The organism is Ruegeria sp. YTSC230 (assembly GCF_059609665.1).
The window spans coordinates 75,632-102,077 of sequence record NZ_JBXWMC010000001.1 but is presented as its reverse complement, the minus strand read 5'-3'; the positions used below and the strand labels follow the sequence as shown (position 1 = coordinate 102,077).

At 55.4% G+C, this 26,446-nt stretch carries 26 protein-coding genes; 16 read left to right on the top strand and 10 right to left on the bottom strand.

The window, feature by feature from the left end:
* Position 1 precedes the first annotated feature (1 nt).
* Together urtB and urtA are read right to left on the bottom strand one after the other, a co-directional pair.
* Positions 2-1,954, bottom strand: a complete 1,953-nt coding sequence (urtB, locus tag AC2FD9_RS00460) for an urea ABC transporter permease subunit UrtB (RefSeq protein ID WP_496834837.1) — start codon at positions 1,952-1,954, stop codon at positions 2-4.
* Positions 1,955-2,013: 59 nt separating this feature from the next.
* Positions 2,014-3,294 (bottom strand): urea ABC transporter substrate-binding protein, encoded by a 1,281-nt coding sequence (gene urtA / locus AC2FD9_RS00455; protein ID WP_496737442.1) that lies wholly within the window; start codon positions 3,292-3,294, stop codon positions 2,014-2,016.
* A 375-nt stretch (positions 3,295-3,669) separates the two neighbouring features.
* On the opposite strand from urtA, the gene AC2FD9_RS00450 reads away from it, so the two are divergent.
* The 9 genes from AC2FD9_RS00450 to ureG all read left to right on the top strand — a co-directional run bounded on the left by AC2FD9_RS00450 (position 3,670) and on the right by ureG (position 9,144).
* On the top strand, positions 3,670-4,506 hold the full coding sequence (locus AC2FD9_RS00450) for an urease accessory protein UreD (RefSeq protein WP_496835494.1): 837 nt from the start codon (positions 3,670-3,672) through the stop codon (positions 4,504-4,506).
* Between the two features lies 1 nt (position 4,507).
* Complete coding sequence (locus AC2FD9_RS00445; RefSeq protein ID WP_496834836.1) at positions 4,508-4,810, top strand: urease subunit gamma; 303 nt, start codon at positions 4,508-4,510, stop codon at positions 4,808-4,810.
* A gap of 18 nt (positions 4,811-4,828) precedes the next feature.
* Positions 4,829-4,990 carry a hypothetical protein gene (locus AC2FD9_RS00440; protein ID WP_158506935.1) on the top strand — a complete coding sequence of 54 codons (162 nt, stop codon included), beginning with the start codon at positions 4,829-4,831 and terminating at the stop codon, positions 4,988-4,990.
* Positions 4,987-5,319: an urease subunit beta gene (locus AC2FD9_RS00435; protein WP_058276343.1), complete on the top strand. Its 333-nt coding sequence runs from the start codon at positions 4,987-4,989 to the stop codon at positions 5,317-5,319. Before AC2FD9_RS00440 ends, AC2FD9_RS00435 begins: the two co-directional genes overlap by 4 nt.
* Complete coding sequence (gene ureC / locus AC2FD9_RS00430; protein ID WP_496834834.1) at positions 5,294-7,054, top strand: urease subunit alpha; 1,761 nt, start codon at positions 5,294-5,296, stop codon at positions 7,052-7,054. The genes AC2FD9_RS00435 and ureC overlap by 26 nt, the downstream gene beginning before the upstream one ends.
* Positions 7,055-7,175: 121 nt before the next feature.
* Positions 7,176-7,400 (top strand): DUF1127 domain-containing protein, encoded by a 225-nt coding sequence (locus tag AC2FD9_RS00425; RefSeq protein ID WP_109312318.1) that lies wholly within the window; start codon positions 7,176-7,178, stop codon positions 7,398-7,400.
* A gap of 28 nt (positions 7,401-7,428) precedes the next feature.
* A complete protein-coding gene (ureE, locus tag AC2FD9_RS00420; RefSeq protein ID WP_058272433.1) occupies positions 7,429-7,881 on the top strand; it encodes an urease accessory protein UreE in 453 nt (150 codons plus the stop codon).
* Entirely contained in the window at positions 7,865-8,518 is a 654-nt protein-coding gene (locus tag AC2FD9_RS00415) for an urease accessory protein UreF (RefSeq protein ID WP_496834831.1), read from the top strand. Before ureE ends, AC2FD9_RS00415 begins: the two co-directional genes overlap by 17 nt.
* Positions 8,515-9,144, top strand: coding sequence for an urease accessory protein UreG (gene ureG / locus AC2FD9_RS00410; protein WP_496834830.1), 630 nt, complete (start codon positions 8,515-8,517; stop codon positions 9,142-9,144). Before AC2FD9_RS00415 ends, ureG begins: the two co-directional genes overlap by 4 nt.
* A 550-nt stretch (positions 9,145-9,694) precedes the next feature.
* Here ureG and AC2FD9_RS00405 read toward each other — a convergent pair.
* A complete protein-coding gene (locus AC2FD9_RS00405; protein ID WP_496834828.1) occupies positions 9,695-9,913 on the bottom strand; it encodes a hypothetical protein in 219 nt (72 codons plus the stop codon).
* A 251-nt stretch (positions 9,914-10,164) separates the two neighbouring features.
* Here AC2FD9_RS00405 and AC2FD9_RS00400 point away from each other — a divergent pair, with 251 nt between their 5' ends.
* From AC2FD9_RS00400 to AC2FD9_RS00370, 7 genes are all read left to right on the top strand, one after another.
* A complete protein-coding gene (locus tag AC2FD9_RS00400) occupies positions 10,165-11,259 on the top strand; it encodes a LacI family DNA-binding transcriptional regulator (RefSeq protein ID WP_496835492.1) in 1,095 nt (364 codons plus the stop codon).
* Positions 11,256-12,611 (top strand): ABC transporter substrate-binding protein, encoded by a 1,356-nt coding sequence (locus tag AC2FD9_RS00395; RefSeq protein WP_496834826.1) that lies wholly within the window; start codon positions 11,256-11,258, stop codon positions 12,609-12,611. The genes AC2FD9_RS00400 and AC2FD9_RS00395 overlap by 4 nt, the downstream gene beginning before the upstream one ends.
* A 57-nt stretch (positions 12,612-12,668) precedes the next feature.
* Complete coding sequence (locus AC2FD9_RS00390) at positions 12,669-13,901, top strand: carbohydrate ABC transporter permease (RefSeq protein ID WP_496722828.1); 1,233 nt, start codon at positions 12,669-12,671, stop codon at positions 13,899-13,901.
* A complete protein-coding gene (locus AC2FD9_RS00385) occupies positions 13,901-15,109 on the top strand; it encodes a carbohydrate ABC transporter permease (RefSeq protein WP_058274684.1) in 1,209 nt (402 codons plus the stop codon). Before AC2FD9_RS00390 ends, AC2FD9_RS00385 begins: the two co-directional genes overlap by 1 nt.
* Positions 15,110-15,114: 5 nt before the next feature.
* Complete coding sequence (locus tag AC2FD9_RS00380; RefSeq protein WP_496834824.1) at positions 15,115-16,362, top strand: MGH1-like glycoside hydrolase domain-containing protein; 1,248 nt, start codon at positions 15,115-15,117, stop codon at positions 16,360-16,362.
* Complete coding sequence (locus AC2FD9_RS00375; protein ID WP_282168663.1) at positions 16,362-17,417, top strand: ABC transporter ATP-binding protein; 1,056 nt, start codon at positions 16,362-16,364, stop codon at positions 17,415-17,417. Before AC2FD9_RS00380 ends, AC2FD9_RS00375 begins: the two co-directional genes overlap by 1 nt.
* Positions 17,418-17,673: 256 nt before the next feature.
* Positions 17,674-18,705, top strand: a complete 1,032-nt coding sequence (locus tag AC2FD9_RS00370) for a GlxA family transcriptional regulator (protein ID WP_282150826.1) — start codon at positions 17,674-17,676, stop codon at positions 18,703-18,705.
* Here the strand turns inward: AC2FD9_RS00370 and AC2FD9_RS00365 are convergent.
* From AC2FD9_RS00365 to AC2FD9_RS00335, 7 genes are read right to left on the bottom strand one after another with little or no spacing between them, the layout of a single operon-like run.
* Entirely contained in the window at positions 18,683-19,615 is a 933-nt protein-coding gene (locus AC2FD9_RS00365; protein WP_496834822.1) for a 3-hydroxyacyl-CoA dehydrogenase NAD-binding domain-containing protein, read from the bottom strand. The genes AC2FD9_RS00370 and AC2FD9_RS00365 overlap by 23 nt on opposite strands.
* The gene (locus tag AC2FD9_RS00360) at positions 19,615-20,355 is read right to left on the bottom strand and encodes an SDR family NAD(P)-dependent oxidoreductase (protein ID WP_496834820.1); all 741 of its coding nucleotides are present in this window, start codon (positions 20,353-20,355) and stop codon (positions 19,615-19,617) included. The genes AC2FD9_RS00365 and AC2FD9_RS00360 overlap by 1 nt, the downstream gene beginning before the upstream one ends.
* Positions 20,355-21,773, bottom strand: coding sequence for an aminobutyraldehyde dehydrogenase (locus AC2FD9_RS00355; protein ID WP_496834818.1), 1,419 nt, complete (start codon positions 21,771-21,773; stop codon positions 20,355-20,357). Before AC2FD9_RS00355 ends, AC2FD9_RS00360 begins: the two co-directional genes overlap by 1 nt.
* A gap of 10 nt (positions 21,774-21,783) precedes the next feature.
* Positions 21,784-22,716: a 3,5-dioxohexanoate:acetyl-CoA acetone transferase gene (gene kce, locus AC2FD9_RS00350; protein ID WP_109312331.1), complete on the bottom strand. Its 933-nt coding sequence runs from the start codon at positions 22,714-22,716 to the stop codon at positions 21,784-21,786.
* On the bottom strand, positions 22,716-23,507 hold the full coding sequence (locus tag AC2FD9_RS00345) for an SDR family NAD(P)-dependent oxidoreductase (RefSeq protein ID WP_496758112.1): 792 nt from the start codon (positions 23,505-23,507) through the stop codon (positions 22,716-22,718). Before AC2FD9_RS00345 ends, kce begins: the two co-directional genes overlap by 1 nt.
* 8 nt (positions 23,508-23,515) lie before the next feature.
* Positions 23,516-25,015 (bottom strand): choline-sulfatase, encoded by a 1,500-nt coding sequence (gene betC, locus AC2FD9_RS00340; RefSeq protein ID WP_496834815.1) that lies wholly within the window; start codon positions 25,013-25,015, stop codon positions 23,516-23,518.
* A gap of 23 nt (positions 25,016-25,038) precedes the next feature.
* Positions 25,039-26,160, bottom strand: coding sequence for an aromatic ring-hydroxylating oxygenase subunit alpha (locus AC2FD9_RS00335; RefSeq protein WP_496834814.1), 1,122 nt, complete (start codon positions 26,158-26,160; stop codon positions 25,039-25,041).
* Positions 26,161-26,446 lie beyond the last annotated feature (286 nt).

Below are 26,446 nucleotides of genomic sequence, written 5' to 3'. Positions count from 1 at the left end.
CTCAATCCCCCGCCGCACGACCTTTGAGGGCAATAATGCCTCGTGGTCGGAATTGGATAAAAATGATGATGAAGATGATCATGTAGGTTTGCGCCGCGAGCGTGTTTGAAGGGTTCATCCACTCGATCCCCTTTTGCAGGAACCCGATCATCCCCGCGCCTGCCAGCGCGCCCCAGATGTTGCCGACACCACCGACAACCACGGTCATGAAACTTTGCACAATGTAGTCGTTGCCCAGATCCGATGTGACTTTGGCGAACAGGCCAATGGCCACCCCCGCGATCCCAGCAATGCCGGAGCCGAGGCCGAATGTCAGCATATTCACCCGCCCCGGATTGATCCCCATCGACCCCGCCATGCGCGGATTCTGCGTGACCGCACGCATTTCAAGCCCCAGCCTTGTACGTTTCATTATGTAAAGGAACAGCCCCAGAAAGATCAGCGCCAGCACGAAGATCGCAATGCGGATATAGCTGATCGAAACCACATCGTTCATCACCCAGGCACCGTCCAGCCAGCCCGGAGCAGTCAGAGGGCGGGCCTGTGTACCAAAGATGTTCTTTGCCAGTTGCTGCAAGGCAATCGAGATACCAAAGGTCGCCAGCAGTGTTTCCAACGGGCGGGCATAAAGCCAACGGATCACCAGGCGCTCCATGGCGACGCCCATGGCAAACGTGACCGCGAAAGCCATTGGGATGGCAACGATGATCGATACCGTATGGTCGGGGACGTACTGCTGAACGACATAGCCCGTATAGGCGCCCATCATAATAAATTCGCCATGGGCCATGTTGATTACACCCATCACTCCGAAAGTGATGGCCAACCCAATGGCGGCAAGGAAATAAATCGAGGCCAGAGAGACCGCGTCCAACGTCAGGTCGAGCGTCTGGTTTAGGCCAACTTTCAGTTCGATCTTCTTTAGCGCTTTTTCGGCAGCGGCGGTTACTTCGATGGACGGCTCGGCATAAGTCTCAAAGAACACATGCGCGCCCAGCGCGGTGTCGATATCGGCCTCAGTTACCAGCGCAGGAACAAGTCCGGCTTCAGCCAGAGTGCTGTAGGCTTGTGCGCGCGCAGTATTCTCGTTCAGTTGCGCGACCGGGACACCCCCTACGCGGCCACCATCAATGTTCGCAGCCAAAGCCAGGTGGATGTCGTCAGGCAACACATGGGGCGCAGCCAAGTCGCTCGCGACCAACAGGTGGTATGCGTCATCCCGCGACAAGGCCTCTGAACCGGGTTCCAGAATGATGGCGACGTTAACATCCGATGGCAGGTCCGCAGCGGTCTTCCGTGAGGTAGCCACTAGCGGGTTCAGCGCCGCGCGGACGTCGACACCCAGATCGTTCGACATTTCTTCAATTGCAGTCACGCGGGCCGCAACGTCTTCGTCATATCCAATCGTCAGCAGCCGTTCGAGCCGTTGCTTCTGGGCCTTCAAATCCACATCTGGCTCATCCTCGATCGAGGCACGAAGAGGTTCGAGCAGTGCACCTTCGGGATCACGTTGAATGGACTTTAGTGCGGCTAGGCGCTTCTTTCGATCCGTGTCGGTCAACTGGAACTGCACCAGAGCTGTCCCGATCATAGCGCGTACACCGCTGTTGGGTTTCAATTGCTTCAGGTCGGATTTCTCAAACGTGCCGACCACTTCGCCCGTGTCGAAATCGGTCAGTTCGTACAACCGCCCTTCGGCCTTTGTTCCGGCAAAGAACAGACCGTCAGACTTGCGCATCCACATGTCTTTGGCGGCCCATGTCTCAAGCATCACCTGCGCTTGCGGCAGCCCAGTGGCGGCAAGCGCATCAATCGCCGGTTTGATCGTCTTGCGCGAGCTTTTGACAATGATCTCCTGATGATCCTGCAAGATCGGCTGCAGGCCACCCTCTTGCGCGTTGGCGTTCAGGCAGGCGAAGAGAATTGCCAGGCCCGCAAGGAATAGTCTTAACATGTGGTGAAACCCGCGTGTCTTTGGGCAAGGCGGGCGATCACACCCGCCTTGCGTACGATTTAGTAGTTCGACAAGGTTTGAACGCAGCTATCGGTCTCGGTGTTGTACATACCGCAGCCGAGATCTTTCCAATCCGATTTCAGCACTGCGGATTCAGGCAGGAAGTCGGTCCATGCATCGCCCGGCACAACGTCCGTTTCGCTGATGATGTCGAACTGGCCGTCTTCCTGAATCTCACCAATCAGAACCGGCTTAGCCAGATGGTGGTTCGGCAACATCACAGCAGTACCTCCGGTCAGGTTCGGGAATTCCTGCCCGTACATGGCGGCGCGCACAGCGTCTACTTCGGTCGAGCCGGCTTCGGTCGCGGCATTCACCCACATGTTGAAGCCGATGAAATGCGCCTCCATAGGATCGTTGGTCACCCGTTCGTCACCCATGGTGGCTTTCCAGGTTTCGACAAATTCGGCATTCACATCAGTATCCGCCGACTGGAAATAATTCCAAGCCGCTAAGTGACCGACGAGGTTCGCCGTATCCAGGCCGGACAGTTCTTCCTCACCAACCGAAAAGGCCACCACAGGAATGTCATCTGCCGAAACACCAGCTGCGGCCAGTTCTTTATAGAAACCAATGTTGGCGTCTCCGTTGATGGTCGAGATCACACCAACCTTTTTGCCATCTTCGCCCAGTGCGACGACGTCAGATACGATCTTGGACCAGTCAGAATGGCCAAAGGGGGTGTAGTTGACGAAGATATCCGCGTCCGAAATACCCTTTTGCTTAAGGTAGCTTTCCAAAATATTGTTGGTGGTCCTGGGATAGACATAGTCCGTCCCGAGCAGAGCGAACTTCTCAACCCCCAGTTCCTCCAGGAAATAATCGGTCGCTGGGATCGCCTGCTGGTTCGGGGCCGCACCGGTGTAAAAGACATTTTTAGAGCTTTCTTCGCCCTCATACTGAACCGGATAGAACAGCAAACCATTCAGCTCTTCGATCACAGGCAGTACTGATTTGCGGCTGACCGAAGTCCAGTTGCCAAAGATCACATCCACCTCGTGGACGGTCAGCAGCTCACGCGCTTTTTCCGCGAACAGCGGCCAATCCGATGCGGGATCCACAACAACGGCCTCAAGCTGCTTGCCCAAAAGACCACCTTTAGCGTTTTGCTGGTCGATCAGCATCAGCATGGTGTCTTTCAGAGTAGTCTCCGAGATTGCCATCGTACCCGACAGCGAATGCAGCACTCCGACCTTGATCGTGTCTTCGGCAGATAAGGCAGCGGTGGCTATGGCAGCAAATACAACCGATCCGGCGAGCGTGGATTTGAGCGATTTCATGTAATCCTCCTGGCGGGGCCGGGAGAGAGGGCTTGCGCAAAGGCACACTCTTCTTCTACCTGATCCCCGCAACTGTTGTTGCGTTCCGTGTGGCGGTTGTGTTCGAGGTCCAATTCGCGCAGCCGTCACACACCCCCCGGGTCATTTCCGCGGTGGCACCCACACGGTTTCTGCATTGCAGCAAGGTTGGCAACTTACCTTTAGCCCAATTTGGAAAATCGGCGAGAAGCGCATATTTTTTCATCTAAGTCGGACGTTGCTGTCTAAAATTTAGACACACGATGTGGAAATAAGCAGATTCCGACACTGCAGATTAGTGTTCCGACACTTCAATAGAGAAACAGGTGGCACCAAACGACGCGCTAAAGGTGCCCTATTACACAAGTTGCAGCCATATTACCCACGCACAGCGCGGTACCGCCACGTGCTGCAGGCACCGTCAGCTTAAGCACCAAGCAATTGGGCAACAGGACTGTACTGGACAGATTTCGCCAGTCTGGGTCCTTTAAATGCCTGTTCCCCAGAACGATCACACCTGATCTTGATGCGGTTCTTCTGAACACGGCGGGCGGCGTGACCGGAGGCGATTCATTCCGATTTTCTTGCAAGGCAGCAAAATGCACGGCGCTGACTTTGACGACACAAGCCTGTGAGCGCGCCTACAAAGCCCAGCCCAAAGAATGGGGCCAGATTACAAACCATTTGACGGTTGAGGATGGCGCCCGGCTGAACTGGCTGCCGCAGGAAACCATCCTGTACAACGGCAGTGCTTTGGACCGACGCCTCAGGATCGACATGGGGCTTGATGCTGAAATGCTGATGGTCGAGCCGCTGGTCTTTGGGCGCATTGCCATGGGCGAGACGCTGACCGGCATCCGCTTGCGCGATGGAATCGAGATTCGCCGCGAGGACACGCCAGTGTTTCTCGAGGCGATCAGGTTCTCAGGTGATTGGCATACGCATTTGTCCAAGCCGCATATTGCGAACGGCGCAGGGGCGATGGCGCTAATCGTCTTAGCGTCGAGTTCCGCCGAAGGTCATCTAAAACCTGTCCGGGAAATGCTACCGGACACCGCCGGTGCAACCCTGATCCGGAAAGACCTATTGGTCATTCGCATTCTGGCGGACAACAGCTTTGCTCTGCGGCGAACGCTGATACCAGTTCTACGCCGACTGAACAAAGACACTTTACCCCGATGCTGGATGCTCTGACATGAACCTGACCCCTCGAGAAAAAGACAAACTGCTGGTCGCCATGGCCGCCGAGGTCGCTCGAAAACGGCTGACCCGCGGCGTTAAGCTGAACCACCCCGAGGCCATTGCGTTGATAACCGACGCCGTGGTCGAAGGCGCGCGCGATGGCCGTTCGGTCGCGGACATGATGCAAGACGGGGCTGAAGTGATCTCCCGTGACCAATGCATGGAAGGCGTGCCCGAGATGATCCACGAGGTACAGGTCGAAGCCACTTTCCCGGATGGCACAAAACTTGTGACTGTCCACAACCCCATTCGCTAATTTCTAAAGGAGTTCTCCATGAACCGTATGCTGTTTCCCGCTCTCATTCTGGCTGGTCCGGCCATGGCCCATTCGGATACCCAAGTTCACGCTCATGGCAGTGATTACGCCGCGCTCGCAGTTGGGTTGGCTTTGATTGCGGTCATCGCCATTACCGTGATTTTGAAGCTGCCGAAATGATCCCGGGTGAGATTATTCCGGCCGAAGGCTCACTGACGCTGAACGCAGGACGCAGCAGCCGTCTTGTTATTGTCGCCAATACCGGCGACCGACCAATACAGGTCGGCAGCCACTACCATTTTTCCGAAGCAAACCCGGCTCTGGATTTTGATCGGTATGCAGCTTTGGGTATGCGGCTGGACATCCCGGCGGGCACTGCGGTGCGATTTGAGCCAGGGCAAACTCGCGAAGTTATGCTGGTGCCATTTGAGGGGCGCCGGCACATCTACGGTTTCAATATGCATATCATGGGGGCTTTGAAAGATGCCGGGCAAGATCAGTCGGAGTGACTATGCCTCCATGTTCGGCCCCACGGTCGGCGACAAAGTACGATTGGCAGATACCGATCTGATCATCGAAGTAGAAAAAGACCTGATCGTGGAGCGCGCAACGACTGCGCGTTTCAGCGAGACCGGCCACCGCGAAGATGTCTATGGTGAAGAGGTTAAATTCGGTGGTGGCAAAGTCATTCGCGATGGGATGGGGCAGTCACAGGCCACGCGCGCCGAAGGCGCCGTGGACACGGTGATCACCAATGCTCTGATCGTGGATCACTCGGGTATCTACAAGGCGGATGTCGGCCTAAAGGACGGGCGCATCGCCAAGATCGGCAAAGCCGGAAATCCGGATACGCAGCCCGGTGTAGACATCATCATCGGCCCCGGCACCGAGGCCATCGCTGGCGAGGGTCGCATCCTGACGGCTGGCGGGTTCGACAGCCATATACACTTCATCTGCCCTCAACAGATAGAGGACGCGTTGCATTCTGGCCTGACAACCATGCTTGGTGGTGGCACCGGCCCGGCGCATGGCACTCTGGCGACCACATGCACACCGGGCCCATGGCATATCGGCCGGATGTTGCAGGCGGCAGATGCTTTTCCCATGAATCTTGCTTTTGCGGGTAAGGGCAACGCTTCGCTTCCCGCTGCTCTGGAGGAACAGGTCAGAGCCGGAGCTTGTGCGATGAAACTGCACGAGGACTGGGGCACGACCCCGGCAGCCATCGACTGCTGCCTTTCGGTCGCTGATGCGATGGACGTTCAGGTGATGATCCACACCGACACGCTCAACGAATCCGGGTTTGTTGAAAATACAGTTGCCGCGATAAAGGGTCGTACTATCCACGCTTTCCATACCGAAGGCGCGGGCGGCGGCCACGCCCCCGACATCATCAAAATCTGCGGTGAGGACCATGTCCTACCCTCCTCTACCAACCCGACGCGACCCTTTACGGTGAACACGGTCGAGGAACATCTCGACATGCTGATGGTCTGCCATCATCTGGACAAATCCATCCCCGAGGACGTGGCCTTTGCTGAAAGCCGCATCCGGCGTGAAACCATCGCGGCTGAAGATATCCTGCACGACATGGGCGCGTTCAGCATCATCGCGTCCGACAGTCAGGCTATGGGCCGCGTGGGCGAGGTGTTGATCCGTACGTGGCAAACGGCTGACAAGATGAAGAAACAGCGAGGCCGCCTGCCGGAGGAATCCGGTGACAACGACAACCTGCGCGTTCGCCGTTACATCGCCAAGTACACGATCAACCCTGCCGTTGCTCATGGCCTCAGCCACGAGATTGGCAGTATCGAGGAAGGAAAACGCGCCGACCTGGTCCTATGGGACCCTGCCTTTTTTGGAGTGAAGCCTGAGATGGTTTTGCTGGGCGGCACCATCGTTTGTGCACAGATGGGTGATCCGAATGCTTCGATTCCCACCCCGCAGCCAGTTTATAGTCGGCCAATGTTCGGTGCCTATGGTCGATCCGTTGAAAACTCGGCCATCACCTTTGTGTCGCAAGCCGCGCTGGCGGACGGGATCGGTGATACACTTGGATTGGCAAAGCAGACCGTCGCTGTCCAAAACACGCGAGAAATTGGCAAACGGGATCTTCTGCTCAACAACGCGACACCTCATGTCGAAGTTGATCCAGAAACCTACGAAGTCCGGGCAGATGGCGAATTGCTGACATGCCAACCCGCCGAAGTGCTGCCAATGGCACAGCGATACTTTATGTTCTGACTAAAAATTATGCTGCATTGCACCGCGCGCAACCCAGAAATGACCAAACACCCACTTCAAAGTGAGGCCTATATGACAGATATTAATGCCCAAGGGAGGACCAACGTTTACGAGGGTCCAAATGGCACACTCAGCAACACAATCTCACGCACGCTTTTCGCTGCCCGGTCTGATCGCGTCCATCGCAGCATCAGTCTACGGGGCTCTGATCAGTGTGGCCGAAGCTCAATCACGCGTTCGGCAAGTCGAATTCCTGCAATCGCTCAGCGACGAAGAGTTGAAAAAACGCGGCCTATCACGCGAACGGATCGTGCACCGGGTGTTTGCGGATTCAATCTGGCTCTGACCATTTCTGCTCCAGAGGAGGTGACGGTATGACCGCCCTGCTCTGCACCGCACGCCGTTACTCGGATCATATGCACGGCGAGTCCGCAGATTGCCTGTCTCTGACTTATGACGATCGGTTTTTGCGCCGCAAGGTTCTGACCTGTGAAAGTGGTGAACAAATTCTCGTCGATCTGTCGCAAACCACCTCGTTGAACCACGGTGGCACGTTGGTTCTGGACGACGGTCGCGAAGTAGAAATACAGGCTGCACCCGAAGCACTGCTAGAGGTTTCCGCTCCGGACCTGACACGCATCGCGTGGCATATCGGCAATCGCCACACGCCCTGCCAGATCGAAAAGGATCGTCTGCTGATCCAGGTCGATCATGTGATCCGAGACATGCTTTTGAAAATCGGAGCCACAGTGCGCGAGGTGCACGAACCGTTCAACCCCGAAGGCGGAGCCTATGGCCATGGCAGGACACATGGCCACGCCCACTGACGCCGATATCCTGACTCTGACCCAGTGGTTGTCTCCGGCATACCCTGTGGGGGGCTTTGCTTATTCTCATGGGTTGGAAGCTGCAATTGACGAAGGAGCGGTCGCCAGCTCCCAAGACGCCGAAGCCTGGATTTCAGATGCGCTGGAACACGGATCTGGATGGAATGATGCTCTGTTCGTGGTGTCCGCATACGACGCGCGGGACAAAGATGAACTTTTCAGCATCGATGCCAAGGCACGGGCTATCTGCGCGTCATCCGAAAGGAAAATGGAAACCGAACTGCTGGGACAGGCGTTCGGGACTGTCACAGGAGATGTCTGGGATTTAGATATCCAACAGCTTTCCTACCCAGTGTCGGTGGGCCACGCCGCGCGTCTGCAAAACCTCCCCCTACTACTGACGACGAAGATGTATTTACAAGCATTCGCAAGCAACTTGGTCGCTTGCGCAACGCGTCTTGCGCCGCTGGGGCAAACCGACGCTCAGAAACTGATCCGTAATTTGACACCGCATTGTGCTCATATCGCCGAAAAGGCGCAATTGGCAGGTTTAGAAGAACTAAGTTCGACTGCGTTCCTGACGGACATCGCGTCGATGAAACACGAAATACAGTATTCAAGGATATTCCGAACATGAGCAGTATGAACGGCCCTCTTCGCGTTGGCATCGGTGGTCCGGTTGGAGCCGGAAAGACCACTTTGACCGCTGCCTTGTCTGAAGCCCTGCGCGATGCTTGTTCAGTGGGCGTCATCACCAATGACATTTATACGCAGGAGGATGCCGAAGCGCTGGTGCGCATGCAGGTCCTTCCCCAAGATCGGATTATCGGCGTCGAAACGGGCGGTTGCCCACATACAGCAATCCGCGAGGATGCATCGATAAACCTTGCCGCTGTCGCTGAAATGCAGGAACGCCATCCAGATCTTGATATCGTTCTGATCGAAAGCGGTGGCGACAATCTGTCGGCTACTTTCAGCCCGGAACTCGCAGACCTTACAATCTATGTGATCGACGTCGCCGCTGGAGAGGAAATCCCGCGAAAAGGCGGACCAGCAATAACAAAATCCGACGTCTTGGTCATAAATAAAACCGACCTAGCGCCACATGTTGGCGCTTCACTGGAGGTCATGGAACGAGATGCAGCCAGAATGCGCAAAGGACGGCCATTTTTGTTCTCGTCCCTTCGCCACAAAAAGGGGGTTAGCGCAATTGTTGACCTCCTGGTGAAGCAAGGGGGGTTAATGATTTCAGAAGTGACTTAGCTTCCAGAACGGAGATGCCAAATTGTCAGCACCTAAACTCGATTGGAGAGGCCGAAAGTACAGTCTTTCATTTCAACGTTTGTCTGGGTGTCAGGTTTTGTCTTCACTCATCGGCTGTCCGTATACGAAATGCTCTAGCCAAGCTAAACAACCATCCACAACCATACCATTCTTCGGGGCCGATTTGTTACGCGCTACGCTGGTTCCGCCATCAGATATTTCTGCCTGATGCGCGAAAGTTCGGCATCGCTGCTGCGCTGCGTCTTGGTCGTTCGTGCCTTTGCAGAAATTTCTCCGTTTAGGGGACGCAAGTCGCGAAATTGCGACGTTTGTTGTCGGCTCGGAGCAGTCGTTCCTAGAATTCATCTCAATGTCTGTTCCGCGGACATTTCTGTCATTCACCATGGCTGCAATCTGCTGGCCAAAACAAAGGATAGCGGCCACCAACCTGCCGTTCGATGCATAGGCGAATAGTCTGCCGCAAGCGCAAAGCCATCCACCGGCAGGGCGGAAAGCCGACATTCCGCACACGAACTTCATCGAACCGGTGTTATTCCTGACCTGACCGGTGGTCACGAAGACGTTCAGCGGCTGTCCCTGGCTGTCGCAGATGGCCTTTTGCTTCGAGCTTGCGCAGCCTTTGGTTCGGCCGAACAGCCCTCTTTGTCCCTTTAGTCCATAGGGTTGGACGACGTGCGTCCATCTGCAGATAGGTCTGATCAATCACCACGAGTACGTCCTCGCTATGATCGGCGTCCAGATCCTTCATCATTTCCGCGGAGAGGCCGTTGATGTGGACGTCCCCTGCCAATCAAACAAGTCATACATTATCGAACTGTCAGAGAACAGGTGAACATCAGAGCACCGGAGGATTAGCGCGGTCAAACGAGTAATCAGAAGAGTTTTTCGATTTTTTGATTGCCGAAACCGGTTTCGGAGCGAACAAATAATGGAATGAGAACGAATCCCAGTCTACCGAAGCGCGAATCTTCGCTCCGTCGCGATCCCTCATCCCGAAGGGTGAAGCTGGACGAGTTGGCTGATCACCTCGGTCTTTCAAAGAGCACCGTGTCGCGCGCTTTGAACGGGTATTCCGACATCTCGGAGACCACCAGAAAACGGGTCGAATCTACTGCAAGAAAGATGGGCTATCGCCCGCTCAGCCACGCGCAGGCGATCCGCACAGGGAAAGTACGTGCAATTGCGATGGTCATTAACAGCGGGGAACCGGACCGGCACAATCCGTTTCTGCAGGACTTTCTGGCAGGCGCTTGCGAAGGTGCCAGCGCATTCGATTGGACTATGACTATCTCAACGGCCAAGTCCGAAAAGGATATGCTCAACGTTCTGGGGCGCCTTGTGGAAGAGCGCAAGGCGGACGGGTTTATTCTGCCCAGAACGGAAGTCGACGACGCTCGTATCAAGTATCTAAGCGCCCTGAATGTTCCATTCATACTCTACGGTCGAACGGGATACGGGCAAGCGGACCCTTACGACGATACATCTTGGTTTGATATCTCGGGTGAAACGGCAATTCGTAGCGCGGTCAGTCGTTTGAGTGGTTTTGGCCATCGTCGCATCGGCTTCGTCGGCAGCGATCCGAAATTCAACTACAGCCACCTTCGACGTGATGGCTATCTCGAAGGTCTGAGCGCTGCTGGCTTGCCCATCGACCTTGAACTGATACGCGAGGACGCGCGCACCCGTGATGAAGGAGCAATCCAGGCGCGAGCTTTGCTGGAATTGGAGAATCCACCGACCGGGATCGTCTTTGCGACTGATCTGGCCGCATTAGGGTCATACACTGTTTGCGCCGAGTTTGGCCTGCAAATCGGTAAGGATGTCTCGATCCTTGGGTATGACGGCATACCCGAAAGCCAATACGTCAGCCCGGGTCTTACGACATTCAGCGTCGATTCACAGCGGGCTGGCGAACGCCTTGCTGAAATGCTCATACGGCAAACCCGTGGAGAAGCACCCGAAAGCCTGCGTGAGCTCGGCGAAGCCGTTCTTTTGGAACGGGATTCTGATGGACCACCGCGCCTGACACCTGAAGAGTTGGCGCGAAAAATTACACAATTCAAAAATGGAAATCGGGGAGGAGACCGATCATGAAACTTACACCAAAGGCATCTCGACTGATGCTTGGCACATCGCTGGCGCTGGCCCTGGCAGCCGTGTCAGCACAGGCAGATACAATTCGTTTCTGGACAACTGAGGAGCAACCAGAACGGCTCGCAAAGCAGCAGGAAATGGCGGACCAGTTTAAAGCGGAAACCGGCACCACAGTTGAGGTAATCCCGGTCACCGAAACAGATCTGGGCACACGAGCTACCGCAGCTTTCGCAGCGGGAGATCTGCCTGATGTGGTCTATCATCCATTGCAATACGCGCTGCCTTGGGCCGAAGCAGGTATCCTTGACACCGAAGCTGCGACAGAAGTGATCGAAGAGCTGGGCGCCGACACATTTGCACCCGGCGCATTGGATATGGCGGCCTTTAATGACGAAACAGCCTCGGTACCTGTCGATGGTTGGACGCAAATGGTTGTCTACCGCAAAGACCTATTTGACGATGCCGGGCTGGATGCGCCCAACTCATTTGACAGCGTATTGGCTGCGCTGGAAAAACTGCACAACCCGCCGGAAATGTACGGCTTTGTCGCCGCGACCAAAGTTGATGAGAACTTCATGAGCCAAGTGCTGGAACATGTGTTCCTCGCCAATGGCGTCTCGCCAGTTGGCGCTGATGGTTTCCAGCCACTGGATGAGGCCAAGACAACCGAGGTTCTGGACTTCTACAAAGCAATCTCGAAAGCGTCGCCTCCGGGTGAGCTGTACTGGAAGCAATCGCGAGAGCTGTATTTCGACGGCAAGGCCGCGATGATCATTTGGTCGCCCTTCATTCTGGATGAACTGGCCGGCTTGCGGGACAGCGCTCCGCCAACAATCAGCGACGATCCGACCTCAAGCGAATTGGCGAGCAAGACTGGAATCGTGACCAACTTCTCTGGCCCGTCCAACCCGGATGGCGCAGCATGGGGCGATGTGCGGTATTTCGGCATTACCAACGATGCGGATACGGACGCCGCGATGGAATTCGTGAAATTCGCGATGGATGACGGGTACACCCAAACTCTGGCAATTGCGCCTGAGGGCAAATTCCCTGTTCGTCGCGGCAACGCCGACAATCCGACAGCCTTTTCTGAAGCATGGGCCGAGCTGCCTGTAGGCGTTGACCGCAAGGCCCCTCTGGGTGAGCTTTATGACCAAGCCATGATCGACGAAATCGTGGGCGGTCTGGACGTTGCACAGCGCTGGGGCGTGGCTGAAGGTCAATTGGCGCTGGCGTCGAAGATGATCAACTCTCAGGCCATCAACCGCGTGGTCCGGCAGTATATCGACGATGAGATTGACGCGGCTGCCGCAGTTGCAGCCATGAACGAAGAGCTGGCCAAAGTTCAGTAATCAACCAGCACCTGCAGCGGCGTTCGCGCCGCTGCTCGCAACCCTTCGAGGTATTCCATGTCTTCGGCCACCCCACCGACCGGAACCGGGGCTCTTGCCAAACGCGAGGCGCGTCTGGCTTGGGCGCTGCTGGCTCCGACCGTGATCAGCGTGTCGCTTGTGGTGATCCTGCCCTTGCTGGCGATCATCTGGATCAGCTTCAAACCGTTTACCCTGTCCGACCTGCGCCCACCTGCTCCGGTTGTCCGCGAAAGCCTGCGCGGCTCTGGCGACGATCTGCGGATCGAATACCGGCTGCGTAACTCCAGCCAGAAGATCGCCGTTGAAGGCGTGACCCTGAGTGATGTGCTGCCAGATGGCGTTGCCGTCCGAGAAATCGTCGAGCCCTGCGTCCTGGAGGGGCGGGATTTGTTTTGTGATTTTGGCACCTTGGATGGTGGTCAGCGTGAGCGTATCCGCATCCCGGTCACGGTCGACGGAGATCTCCAAGCATTCGAGGATTTCGTCGAAGAATCCGAGCCTCGCCTCACAGGAAGCGGGCCAAACGTTCTGACCAACCTTGAGTTCAGCCTGGAAAACTTTGCCCGGGTCTTTGATGGCTCGGAATTCTGGGGCGTTCTCTGGGTCACGCTGTTCTACACAGTCTTCGGCACGATTGGCGCTTTGGTCATGGGCTTGTTCGCGGCTTTGTTGCTGAACAAAAGCTTTAGGGGACAAGGCTTCATCCGTGGCCTCTACCTGTTCCCCTATGTTGCCCCCGTCATCGCCGTCGCATTCACTTGGGTGACGCTGTTTGACCCTTTCTCAGGTTCCGCTAACGCTTTGCTAGTGCAGATGGGGCTGAGCAGCGAGCCAATCAATTTCTTCGGTGAACGCCCATTGGCGCTGATCATGGTCACCGTGTTCGAAATCTGGCGCTATTTCCCGCTGTCGTTCCTGTTCATCCTGGCCCGGATGCAGTCCATCGACTCCAGCATGTATGAGGCGGCGGATATGGACGGAGCTTCGCCGTTCCAGAAGTTCTGGCTGCTGAGCATCCCGCAACTGTTGGGCATTCTATCAGTGCTGTTCCTGCTTCGCTTCATTTGGACGTTCAATAAGTTCGACGACATCTTTCTGCTGACCGGCGGCAATGCGGGCACCCGCACGCTTACCGTGAATGTCTATGAGCAGGCCTTTGCGATCTCGAACATCGGTGCAGGTGCGGCGGTGGCCGTTGTGATCCTGGTGTGCCTGATCGCCTTCAGCTTTGTCTTCTTCCGCTTCATCAGCCGTGAGGAGGGTCTGTGATGCGCAAAGGGTATCTTACTGCCCCGGTACTGGGCGCAATCTGGCTAGTCGTGATCGCAACCACGGTGGCAATTACCATGTCGTTTTCAACCGGGGCCGCTTTTCGCCCACAAGTTCTGCTCTGCCTGATCTGGGGTGCAGTCGCCGGTTTGGTCTATGTCCGCTTTCCTGCGCAGCATGCTCCGGCCCGCCTCGGCATATCGGCGTTTCTGGGCCTGTCCGGGCTGACCGGGTTTGGTCCGGTTCTGATCGGCTCGGACACATCCCTGCAGGCTGTTGTGGTCACAGTTGTCGCCATGACCGTCGTCATGCACCTTTCCCTGGCGGCGATCCTTAAAGAAACGCCATTCGGAGAGCTCACGCGCCATGAATACGAAGAGGCGGTGATCCGCTTCTTCACAGGGTTCGGGTACATATTCTTCACGGCAATCGTCGTGATCCCGTTCTACGTGATGGTCATGACCAGCCTGAAGTCTCAGCAGGCATTGTTACAGAACCCGTTGGACTTCTCGGTCGACTTGTCCCAGGGCACCGATCTGTTCCGCAGCTACACCGAGCTGTTCCGTGACTTCAATTTCGGTACATACCTATGGACTTCGCTTTATGTCTCGGTCCTGACCGTATTCATCACGCTACTGTTCAGCGTGCCCGGAGCTTACGCGGTTGCTCGGTTCCGGTTTCAGGGTCAAAAGGCGTTCTCGCGTTCGATCTTGTTGATCTACATGGTGCCGATGATCGTTCTGGCACTACCGATCTATATCGCCTTCTCGCTGACAGGGCTGCGCAACTCGATCCTCGGGATTGTCATGATCTATCCGGTCACCACGATCCCGGTGGCCCTGTACATGCTGCAAGGTTATTTCCGGGGTCTGCCGACCGAGGTGGAGGAAGCCGGGCTGATGGACGGTCTGTCGCGCCTGGCGGTGATCTGGAAGATCACCCTGCCCCTCAGCCTGCCCGCGCTGGCCTCAGTCTCGCTCTATGTCTTCATGATCGCGTGGAATGAATTCCTGCTAGCCTTCATGCTGCTGGACGACCCGTCGAAATTCACTCTGACCCGAGGGGTCACGATGTTGAACTCCTCAGAAATTCCCCGTCAGCACCTGATGGCCGGTGCGGTGATCGCCACCGTTCCTATCATGGCGCTGTTCCTGGGGCTTGAACGTTTCATGACCAAGGGCCTCACAGCGGGGTCTGTCAAAGGATGACACAGATGAACCAACATACGAACTCCGACCACGAGGCGCGCAATATCCTGATTGCGAACGATCGCGGCGGCTACACCATTCCTACCGAGGGGCTGTATCCATACCAGTGGAACTGGGACAGCGCGATTGCCGCGCTTGGCTTTGCCCAGTTCGACCTCGACCGCGCCTGGACTGAGATCGAGACGCTGTTCACCGGGCAATGGGGAGACGGCATGGTTCCGCATATCCTGTTCCACCAGCAGGATGAAGGGTATTTCCCCGGTCCCGATGTTTGGGGATGCAATGGCCCGATCCCGTCTTCGGGCATCATCCAACCCCCCATTGCCGCGACCATGGCACGTAAAATCTGGGAACAGGATACCGCGTTTGGGGATGCTCGCATGAAGGAGCTGTTCCCTAAATTGTTGGCGTGGCATCGTTGGATTATGAAATGGCGCCTTGATGAATTCGGTGCCGTTTGCACGACCCATCCGTGGGAGGCAGGTCGCGACAACGCACCTGATTGGGACAACTCCATGGCGCGCATGGATGCATCGGATGTTGGAGAATACCAGCGCCGCGACACCAGCCACGTGAACAGCGACGACCGACCCACAAAGTTCGACTACGACCGATACATCAAGCTGGTTCAGATCGGCAGAGATGCGGGATGGGACCAGCAAGCCCTGTTGTCCCTGAACCCGTTCCGCGTCGCCGATCCCACTATGACGTTCACCACTCTTCGTGCTGCACGGGACGTGCTGATGATCAGCGAGAAGCTCGAACTGGAGGCCGAGGGCCTGAGTGAGGACATTGAAAAGCTGGAATCCGGCGCGCGTTCGCTTTGGAACGAGGACCTAGGGAGCTTCGACTCCCGAGACGCGCATACCGGGGAGATGGCCGAGAGTATTTCCAACGCGTCATACTTGTGTTGGTACGCTGGCATGGAGTCTGATCGGATGCTTAAAGGATTGAAATCAGTACTGGAAACTGTGCCTTACCCCGTTCCAAGCTATGATCCGGACATGCCGAAATTCGACGCACGTCGGTACTGGCGAGGTCCGACCTGGGCTTTCATGAACATGATGATCGGGTTTGGCCTGGCGGATATGGGGCATGCACAACAGGCAGAACAGCTGCGCCAGAAAACTGCCGAACTGATATCGGGCTATGGGTTCGCAGAGTACTTCGACCCAAAAACCGGCAGCCCTGCGGGTGGCCAGGCATTCACCTGGACAGCCGCCGTCTGGCTTCACTGGGCAGGGAGGGCCTGATGGGTAGCATCGAACTAAAGTCAGTCGAAAAGTGGTTCGGCTCGGCGCAGGTTATCAAGGGCGTAGATCTCAAGATCGAGGAAGGTGAGTTCATTGTCTTCGTCGGCCCGTCCGGCTGTGGGAAATCTACCCTGCTGCGCATGATTGGTGGGCTCGAGGACATCTCGCGCGGATCTCTGTTGATAAGTGACAGCGACGTCACAGATCATCCGCCTTCAAAACGCGGGCTGACGATGGTGTTCCAATCCTATGCGCTATACCCGCACCTTACGGTTGCCGAGAACATGGGGTTCTCTCTGAAAGTTGCAGGGGTATCTAAGGTCGAGATAGCCGAACAGGTCAACCGGGCCGCCGAGGTTCTCAAGTTGGGACCATTCCTTGAGCGCAGGCCAAAGGACCTGTCTGGCGGTCAGCGGCAGCGGGTGGCGATCGGAAGATCTATCGTACGCGATCCGACGGCGTTCCTGTTCGATGAGCCGCTTTCAAACCTAGATGCAGCGCTTCGTGTTGAGATGCGGTATGAGATCGCCAAACTTCACCAAAGCCTCAAGCGCACGATGATCTACGTCACGCATGATCAGGTTGAGGCAATGACTCTCGCCGACCGGATTGTTGTTCTTGAGTACGGCAAAATCGCTCAAGTAGGTACGCCTCGCGAGCTTTACGAACACCCGGCCAACCTGTTCGTCGCACAGTTTATCGGCAGCCCGAAGATGAATGTACTTCCCTGTTCCACCCAAGCGGGCAGCTACACCCTGGAATACGGCAGAAGCGGTGATTTTGCTCTGCCAGGTGTTGCCGAGAAGTTGGGTGTTCGTCCTGAACACATCGAGGTGGTTGCCGCGGGTGAGGGTCAGAGTGATGGGATAATCGAGGTGATCGAATACTTGGGTGCAGACACTTTCCTGATTGTTGATTGCGGCGTGGAAGAAAAGGTAACCGTCCGACTTAACGGTGATACGGACCTTAAGCCTGGGGCGAAGATTGGTCTGCACTTCCCGACCGACAAACTGCACTTTTTTGACGAAAACGGGCAGGCTCTGGGGCATGAATAGCAAATACCACGCTCAGGCAGCAGGTCTTCGACGTTGCGAAGTGACAGCGGAAATCGAACATACATCATCAACATCAGGCGGATGATCTCAGGGCTGGTTTTGAAGTAGTGGAAGCGCGAGCGTCTTGTCTTCCCGCGAAGCGACGAAACCACCCTACCCGCCTCAAGCCGGTTTCCTCTGACAATGCCCTTTGGTGTCTTTTGCGTATTTCCGGAACATAATTGACAATTTTGGACGCTGTTTTACAAAATCGGCCATGACGCAGCCAATAGATCGCAAGTTAGACATAGTTGTTTTGGTGAGTTCGCATTTTAATGTTTCGGCGACAACGTCTTTCGTGGATCCATTCAGAGTAGCAAATTACCTGACGGGTTCAGCTCGATTTTCTTGGACCTATGTCTCAGACCCCGGTGGTCCAATTGAATCCAGCAGTGGCTTGGTCGTTGACACTGCCCCACTGGCGGAGGTGGTGAGGCGCAAGCCTTGGATGGTTCTGGTGAGTACTAGTTGGACACCTGAGCGTCACGGGACACCTCAGTTCAAGGTAGCCCTACAGAAATGGGAATCGGGTGGAGCAATCGTTGGTGGTTTGGATACCGGCGCGATTGTACTTGCGACGGCTGGACTACTCAAAGGAAAGACCGCAACGGTTCACTATGAACACATCGACGCCTTTGCCGAAACGGCCCATGACACCACCGTGTCAGAGAACATGATTATTATGGATGGAAAGATTTTCACTTGTTGCGGGGGTTCTGCAGCAACCGATCTGGGATTGCGGTTTGTACATTCTGTCGCTGGTGAGAGTATCGCCAATGCATCTGCTCGATACCTTTTTCATCACAATGTGCGCGGAGAAGGCCAATCACAGAACCCCAAAGACATGGAGCCGCTGGGTTACGTCACCTCTGGAGTGGTAAGGGACGCGATCGATTTGATGGAGGCGCACTTGGAAGCCACTTTGTCGATCCCTGAAATATCAGCGAGGTTGAAGATTTCGCAACGACAACTTAGCCGATTGTTTCAGCAATATGTCCATAAGTCACCGATCGAGTATTACCGCGACATTCGCCTTGATCGCGCGCGCGGATTAGTGACGCAAACTGAGCTTAAGTTCAGCGAGATTGCGGAAGCATCAGGGTTTAATGGACAGGTTCATTTCAGCCGGGCATACCGCAAACGATTTGGATTGACACCCAGTGCGGATCGCATTGAAGGCCGCACCCCGTTCGAGTTTCGCGCTTGGCCAATGTTCAATCCCGACATCAAGTCCGAAAGTGTTGGGTAGCTTTTTGCATCGCTGTAAGCATCTTGTCGCGTTGCGCTGATAACTCTTCGGTACTTTGCCCCTGAGTTTGATCGTTAATGCCATCGACCAGTTTATTGATGACATCCTCATCAAGACGAGGGTCGCCCAGGTCGTCCCACCAGCCATTGAATGTGTCTTTGAAATGGTCACAGAAAGCCTGCAGGCCACCATCGCCTGCGCCTAAGTGAAAAAGGGTTGTCGGACCCATCGCCGCCCATCGCAGTCCCGGGCCAGCCCACATCGCTTTATCGATGTCTTCGACACTGGCAACACCTTCGACCGCCATATGAACGGCCTCGCGCCAAACTGCGGCTTGCAAACGGTTCGCGACGTGTCCTGGCATGCCTTTCTTGATCCGGATCGTGATCTTACCAATGTCTTTGTAGAAAGCTTCTGTGCGGTCCAAGATATCTGAACCGGTGGAATCGTTGATGGTCAATTCGACCAATGGGATGAGATGCGGTGGGTTAAATGGATGACCTAGGATCAATTTGCTGGGATCGCGCCATCCCTCTTGCAAAGCTTCAAGCGTCAGGCCGGAAGTTGAGCTTGAAACTATTGCGTTAGGGTTCAACTCTGGCTCAATCCCGGCATAGGTCGAATGCTTAATTGCCAGTCTTTCTGGCACGTTCTCCTGAACAAATTGCGCGCCCTGGACAGCCGCCTCGGCGGTTGAAACGAAAGTGATAGCGTCGGGTGTGGCCCTATCTGTGAGGTTCAACTCGTCCAGTGCCGGCCAGGCTTTTTCGACATAAGAGCGAACGGATGCTTCGGTATTCGAATCGGGGTCAAAGACCGTCACGCTACGGCCCGAGGCGAGAAACAAAGCTGCCCAGCTTGCCCCTATCACACCGGCTCCAAGAATGGCGGTTCTTTCAATTTCTGACATCATAACAGTCCCGGATTAAGGGGGGAGGCCGCCGTCAGGCCACCGTCCACCGTGAACAACTGGCCGGTTGCAAAAGACGAGTCGTCAGAGGCCAGCCACACAGCCATCGCTGCAATATCGGCAGGTTTGCCAAAGCGTTTGACCGCGTGGCGAGCCAGCGCGTCGAATTTGGCCTTTTCCGGGTCGTGCGCGAGGTCGAACGCTGCATCCAGCATGCCCGTCTCAATCCATCCCGGGCAGATCGCATTACAGCGCACCGCTGGTCCATGGTCCACTGCAATAGAGCGTGTGAGCCCATGCACAAACGCTTTTGACGCATTGTAGAGCGCCATCGACGGATCCGCGGCATTGCCCGAGATCGAACCGATGTTGATGATCGAGCCACCTTGCGACATTTCTGGAATGAAGGCGCGACAACAGTTAAAAACGCCTCGCGCATTTACGCCCATCACCAAGTCCCAATCCGCGTCCGAGCTTTCGGTAACAGTTTTTTCGACCTGAACGCCGGCGTTGTTTACAAGGATATCAGTCCCACCGACTATACTGACGATCTCTGCAACCGCTTCGGCGTCGGACACATCCAGTGTGTACCAAACCACATTTTCCGGCAGATCATCGGGTTGAGGGCCGCGCCCGCAGGTAGTGACAGCGGTCCCTTCAGCCAAGAACGCCTCAACAATACCCCGCCCAATGCCCTGCTTGCCGCCTGTGACAAAGGCGCGTTTTCCAGCCAACCGCATCAGTGTGCCACCATGACATGACGGATCGCAGTATAAGCGTCCAATGCATAGACCGACATATCACTGCCTGTTCCCGAGCCTTTCATCGCGGCCCATGGCATCTCGGGCGTCGCAACCCCATGCGTGTTTACCCAGGTGAATCCATAGCGCAACTTGGACGTCATTTGCATTGCTCTCCCAACATCTCGTGTCCAAACCGATGAGGCCAACCCGTAAGGTCCGTTGTTGGCGATCTTCAACGCATCTTCTGCCTCGGAAAAACGAGAGACAGTTACAACAGGTCCAAATACCTCGTTGCAGGCAATCTCTGCAGTGTTGTCGACATTGGCAATGACTGTCGGCTGGTAGAAAAAGCCGTCTTCTTCGCCAGACGCCCCACCGGAAACGATTTCAGAGCTGTAGCGTGCGCGATCGACAAAACCAGCCACACGATCCCGCTGTGTCGCAGAGACAAGCGGGCCCATTTCCGTTCCTTCAGCTTTCGGTGCACCAGTCTGGATCTGGCCAACTTGATCGGCAATCGCAGCCACAAGTTTGTCGTAAACACTGTCTGCAACCATCACGCGGCAAGGCTGTGCGCAGTCCTGACCGGCATTGAAGTAGCTGCCATATCGGATCGTCTCGGCCACAGCATCGAGATCAGCATCATCAAAGACAATGACCGGCGCCTTGCCGCCCAATTCCAGATGAACGTGTTTAATTGTCTGGGAAGCAGCCCGCATTGCAGCCATGCCTGTCGCCGGAGAGCCCGTAACACTGATCCCTTCCATCTGCGGGCTGTTCATCAGGGTATTTCCCACGCCGAGCCCGCGACCATGAATCACGTTTAGCACGCCTTTTGGCAGAACATCTTGTAACAACTCTGCAAGTCGCAGAGTAGACAGCGGCGTGATCTCGGAAGGTTTCAACACCACCGAACATCCAGCCGCAATTGGTGCAGCAATTTTCCAGGATGCCATCATCAGCGGGTAGTTCCAGGGGGCGATGGCCGCGACAGGGCCAATGGGGTCGCGCCGGATCATCGAGGTATGACCCGCGACATACTCTCCAGAGGCAGACCCCATCATGGTGCGCGCAGCCCCGGCGAAAAAGCGAAAGACATCGATCGTCAGCGGCATTTCGTCATCATGAGCCGATGGCCAGGGTTTTCCCACATCCAAGCTCTCAAGTTCTGCCAACTCCAGACTGTTCGCCTCGATAACTTCAGCTATGTGAAGCAATATCGCAGCGCGTTCCGCGGGGGTCGTACCCGAAAAGGTCTCAAATGCCTCTGCCGAAACGCGCACTGCCGCCTCGGTCTGTGCATCGCTGGCCTCTTTTACTGTGCAGATGATTTCGCCTGTTGCAGGGTTCAGGATTTCCAACGCCTCTTCGGTACCTTCGACCAATTCGCCATTGATCAACATTTTCGTCTGCATAAGCGTCTCCTCAAAACCCTACCTGATCGCCGCCTTTTAGTGCGAGCCGCATGCGCGCTTCTGCTGGCGTCGCGACCGTAAGGCCAAGGTTTTCTACGATTGATCGGATGCGCGTAACCTGCTCCGCGTTAGATTTGGCCAACTCACCTTTGCCAATGAACAGGCTGTCTTCGAGACCAACCCGAAGGTTTCCGCCGCGCAATGCACTTTGGGTTGCAAAAGGCATTTGGTGACGGCCAGCGGCAAGGACAGACCATTCGTAATTCTCTGCCCCGAACAGCTTGTCCGCTGTGTTGTGCATGTGGGTTAGATGGTCTGCATCCGCGCCAACGCCACCCAAGATGCCGAACACCATCTGAATGAAAAAAGGCGGTTTGATCAGGCCTTGATCCACGAACCATTTGACGTTGTAGAGATGTCCAAGATCATAGCATTCGAACTCGAACTTGGTGCCATGATCACCACCAAGTTTTTCAATGGCGTAACGAATTGTTTTGAAGGTGTTGGGAAAGATGAAGTCCTCTGTCATCTCCAGGAATGGCTGTTCCCAATCATGCTGAAACTCGGTGTATTTCTGCAGCATCGGAAAGATGCCAAAGTTCATAGAACCCATGTTGAGAGATGCCATCTCTGGGCTAGTCGAAGTTGCGGCCAGCAGGCGCTCATCCATCGACATACCCAAACCGCCGCCGGTAGAGACATTCATCACCACATCAGTGGACTGTTTGATCACAGGCAGGAACTGCTGAAATAGCTCGGGTCGGGGGTCGGGTTTGCCGGTCTCTGGATGCCGTGCGTGCAAGTGAATGATCGACGCGCCGGCTTGTGCCGCTTCAATACTTGCTGTCGCGATCTCGGCAGGCGTAATCGGCAGATGTGGTGACATCGACGGCGTATGGATGCCCCCTGTGGGTGCGCAGGTGATGATGACGGATTTGGGCATCAGAGCTTCATCTGCTGCACTTGTGCAGACAGCCCCCCGTCCAGAACCCACAACTGGCCAGAGGCATACCGTGCTTCGTCGGAAGCAAGCCAGTTAACCAGGTTTGCAATGTCCTGTGGCGTCCCGTAGGTGCGCGTCGGATGAACATCGCGCACGGCCTGTTGCAGCGTTTCAATATTGCCGCCGGCGCCACCAGATCCATCTCCGTTGAAGAAGCTCTGCAGCATTGGGGTATCGATATAGCCGGGGCAGATGGCGTTTACGCGGATACCTTCGGGGCCATGATCGCAAGCCATTGCGCGGGTCAAAGCGTGTACGGCACCTTTGGTTGCGCAATAGGCCGCAAGGCCCGGATCAGCGATGAACCCATCGTAGGAGCCAAAATTGATGAGGCTTGCGCTATTCCCTGTCTTCGCCGCTTCGCGCATCAACGGGATGGCATATTTCGAGGTCAGGAACGTGCCCGTGGAATTAACCGCAAAGCTTTGGTTCCATTCCTCCAGCGTGGTCTCTTCAACCGTTTTTTCGATCTCGATCCCGGCCGCGTTTACTAAGATGTCCAACTTTCCTTGTGTGGCGCGCACATGATCCATCGCCGCAACCGAGTCTGCCTCTTGAGTCACATCCAGCTTAACAAAATGACTGCCATCTTCGTCGTGCTGGTCTAACGATCCTTCCGGTGTGAGGTCAGCTGCAAATACTGTTGCCCCTTCTTTTAGGAACCGCGCGACAATTGCACGCCCGATGCCACCGCGCGCGCCGGTCACAAGGGCAATTTTTCCGTTCAGCATCATTGGCTTCAATCCTTCAAAGGCGGATAGCGGTAGCGACTCGCGGCCACCGTCCAATCCAAGTTGTTGCGGACATATTGCTGACTTGCATCAGATGGTGGGTTGTAATCCCATGGCTCGCTGGCACCTGCTTCCATCGCGGCATGTAACGCGCGGCGTGATCTCTGCGTGGCGATAATCTTCTTTCGCAATTCACTACCGTCCCACCGTTCCGCGACTTCGGCTGCAAAGCGGGCTGCCGGGTCAGCATAGTCAGGGTCTGTGGCAACATTTTTTGTTTCCAGCGGGTCAGCGTTTAGGTCGTAGAGCTGCGGCGGGTCGCTGTCACAATGAATGTATTTTAAAGGGCCGCGCCGGATCATGATTACGGGATAGCCCGTCATCTCAGCGCAATACTCACCGATGGCTTCATCAACTGAGTCGTATTCGCCACGGGCCAAAGGCATTAGACTGCGGCCGTCGATCGGTTCTCCGATCATCGTCTCATTACCGCCGCCGATATCGATAAAGGTCGGCAGCAAATCAACCAGTGACACTGCATTCTGCGTTGTCCCCACTACAACGCCCGGCCCGGCCATGACCAGTGGAACGCGCGCAGAGTGTTCAAAGAAATTCATTTTATACCACAGCCCACGTTCTCCCAGCATGTCGCCGTGATCCGCAGTTACAAACACTATGGTGTTGTCCAACTCGCCCGTCTCTTCGAGGGTCTGAATCAGCTCCCCGATCTTGCTGTCGAAGTAGCTGACATTGGCCAGATAAGCATGACGCGCGCGACGGATTTCTTCGTCGCTGAGCGGCACATATGATGCTTCGATCCCATCCATCAATCGACGCGAGAACGGGTCCTGATCCTCCGTCACGGGTGTAAAGGACGGCATGTCGATCTCATCGTCCGAATAAAGATTCCACCATTCAGGTCGCGCAACGTAAGGATCATGCGGGTGAATGAAGCTTACCACCATCGCAAAGGGTGCATCGTTCCCACGTGCTTTGTCTCGGGCCACATCGAAGAGCCAGCGATTGGCGGCAAAGCCAACTTCATCGTCATAGTCGATCTGGAAGGTCGCATGGGCCAAACCGCTTTCCTTGACGGTTTGCATGTTATGATACCACTTATCGATCCGCTCATCTGGCGCTTCCCAATCCGGGGTCCATGCGAAATCCGCGGGGTAGATATCGGTTGTTACCCTGTCTTCGAACCCATGCATCTGATCTGGGCCAACGAAATGCATCTTGCCTGAAAGACAGGTCCGGTAGCCTAGCGATTTAAGGTAATGCGCAAATGTTGGCACCGAGGCTCTGAACTCGGATGCATTGTCATAAGCTGCAATGCGGCTGATGTGCTGGCCCGACATAAAAGCAAACCGTGAAGGTGCGCAGAGTGGAGAATTGCAATAAGCCGCATCAAAGCGCATGCCGCGCGCGGCTAACGCATCAAAGTGGGGTGTCTTGGCAACCTTGTGCCCGTATGCCCCAGTGAAGTGCGGTGCCAATTGGTCCGCCATTATCACGAGGATGTTTGGCCGCGTCACGCAGCACCTTTTGCGTAAGCATCCAGGACTAAGCCATGGAAGTGATGTACGGCGTGCTCGGACTTGCCGGAACCATCCGGGTCATTGACGATCCGACCTTGGGTGAACGCAGGTGTGTTCATCCCGCGCTGCACACTTTCGACAAGGCTGATATCTTCGACCTGAAGAACTTCGTCCAGATAACGAATTGCGTCCAACTCCATCGCGTCGGGTTCCGGCGTCTCAAGGAAGAAGTCGTAAGTTTCAAGCGTCCGATCTGGCCCAACGGGGATGATGTTCAACACGATCATGCTTGACCGTCCCGGATACCGCATCAGGCAGGTCGTCGGATAGAGCCACCAAACCGCATGGGTTTTCACGGTGGCATTCGACACGTCATAAGCGGAATTCGGACTTGTGCCCGCGTCAGCCATATGGCTGGAGTAAATGCCGTAGGTCGTAACCTTGTAGGTATCCATATCCACGAGGTCACAAAAATCCTTGTGCGCTGTAGGACAGTGATAACACTCTAGGAAGTTGTCCACGACGTTCTTCCAGTTGGATTTGATGTCATAGGTCAGACGATGGCCAAAAGTGAGTTGATCCACATCCGGTGCCCAATGGCGCACTTCGGTTTCCAAGTTGCCGGATTGTTCTGACAAAGAAGCTGCCATCGGATCCAAATTAACGAAAACAAAGCCGCAAAATTCCTCGACCTGCACTGCATCGAGACAAATCTCGTCTTTCCTGAAATCTTCGAGGTTTTCGGTATGTGGCGCGCGGGCCAATTGCCCGTCAAGTTTATAGACCCAAGCATGATAGGGGCACATGATCCGCGTTGTATTGCCTTCGCCCGACAGCAATTCATGCGCACGGTGTTTGCAGACATTATAAAAGGCACGAAGCTTACCCTCTTTATCACGCACAACGGCAATGGGTTGGCCGGCAATATCCACTGTTACATAAGATCCCGGCCCACGTGTTTTCTCGACATGACATACCCATTGCCAAGTTTTGGAGAGGATGGCGCGAAGGTCTGCGTCAAACCACTTGCGCTCGGTATAGGCAGCAGCCTGCAATGAGCTGGAGCGCGATGGATCAGCATGATAGCCAAAGAAAATTGTATCTGAATCAGTCATGATTGCGCCTCCGATGTTAGGTTAAATCTATTTCAAGTGGGATTCGGAGCTATGTTTAATCAGCCGCTAGTTTGATTATTTTCGCCAAGCATTTGGCTTTCGGGGACACCGTATTAATCCACCAAGCATTGGAATTAGCTGACAAGCGAATGCTGGCCCCTTGCCGGCTCCTGTTCAGCGGTCATTCCTGCACATTGCAGCAATCAGCAAAATGGGCCCAACGCGGACATCTGAGCACTTTTGTCGGATGTCCACAAAGCGGCTGCAACCGGACGCTAATACCAGC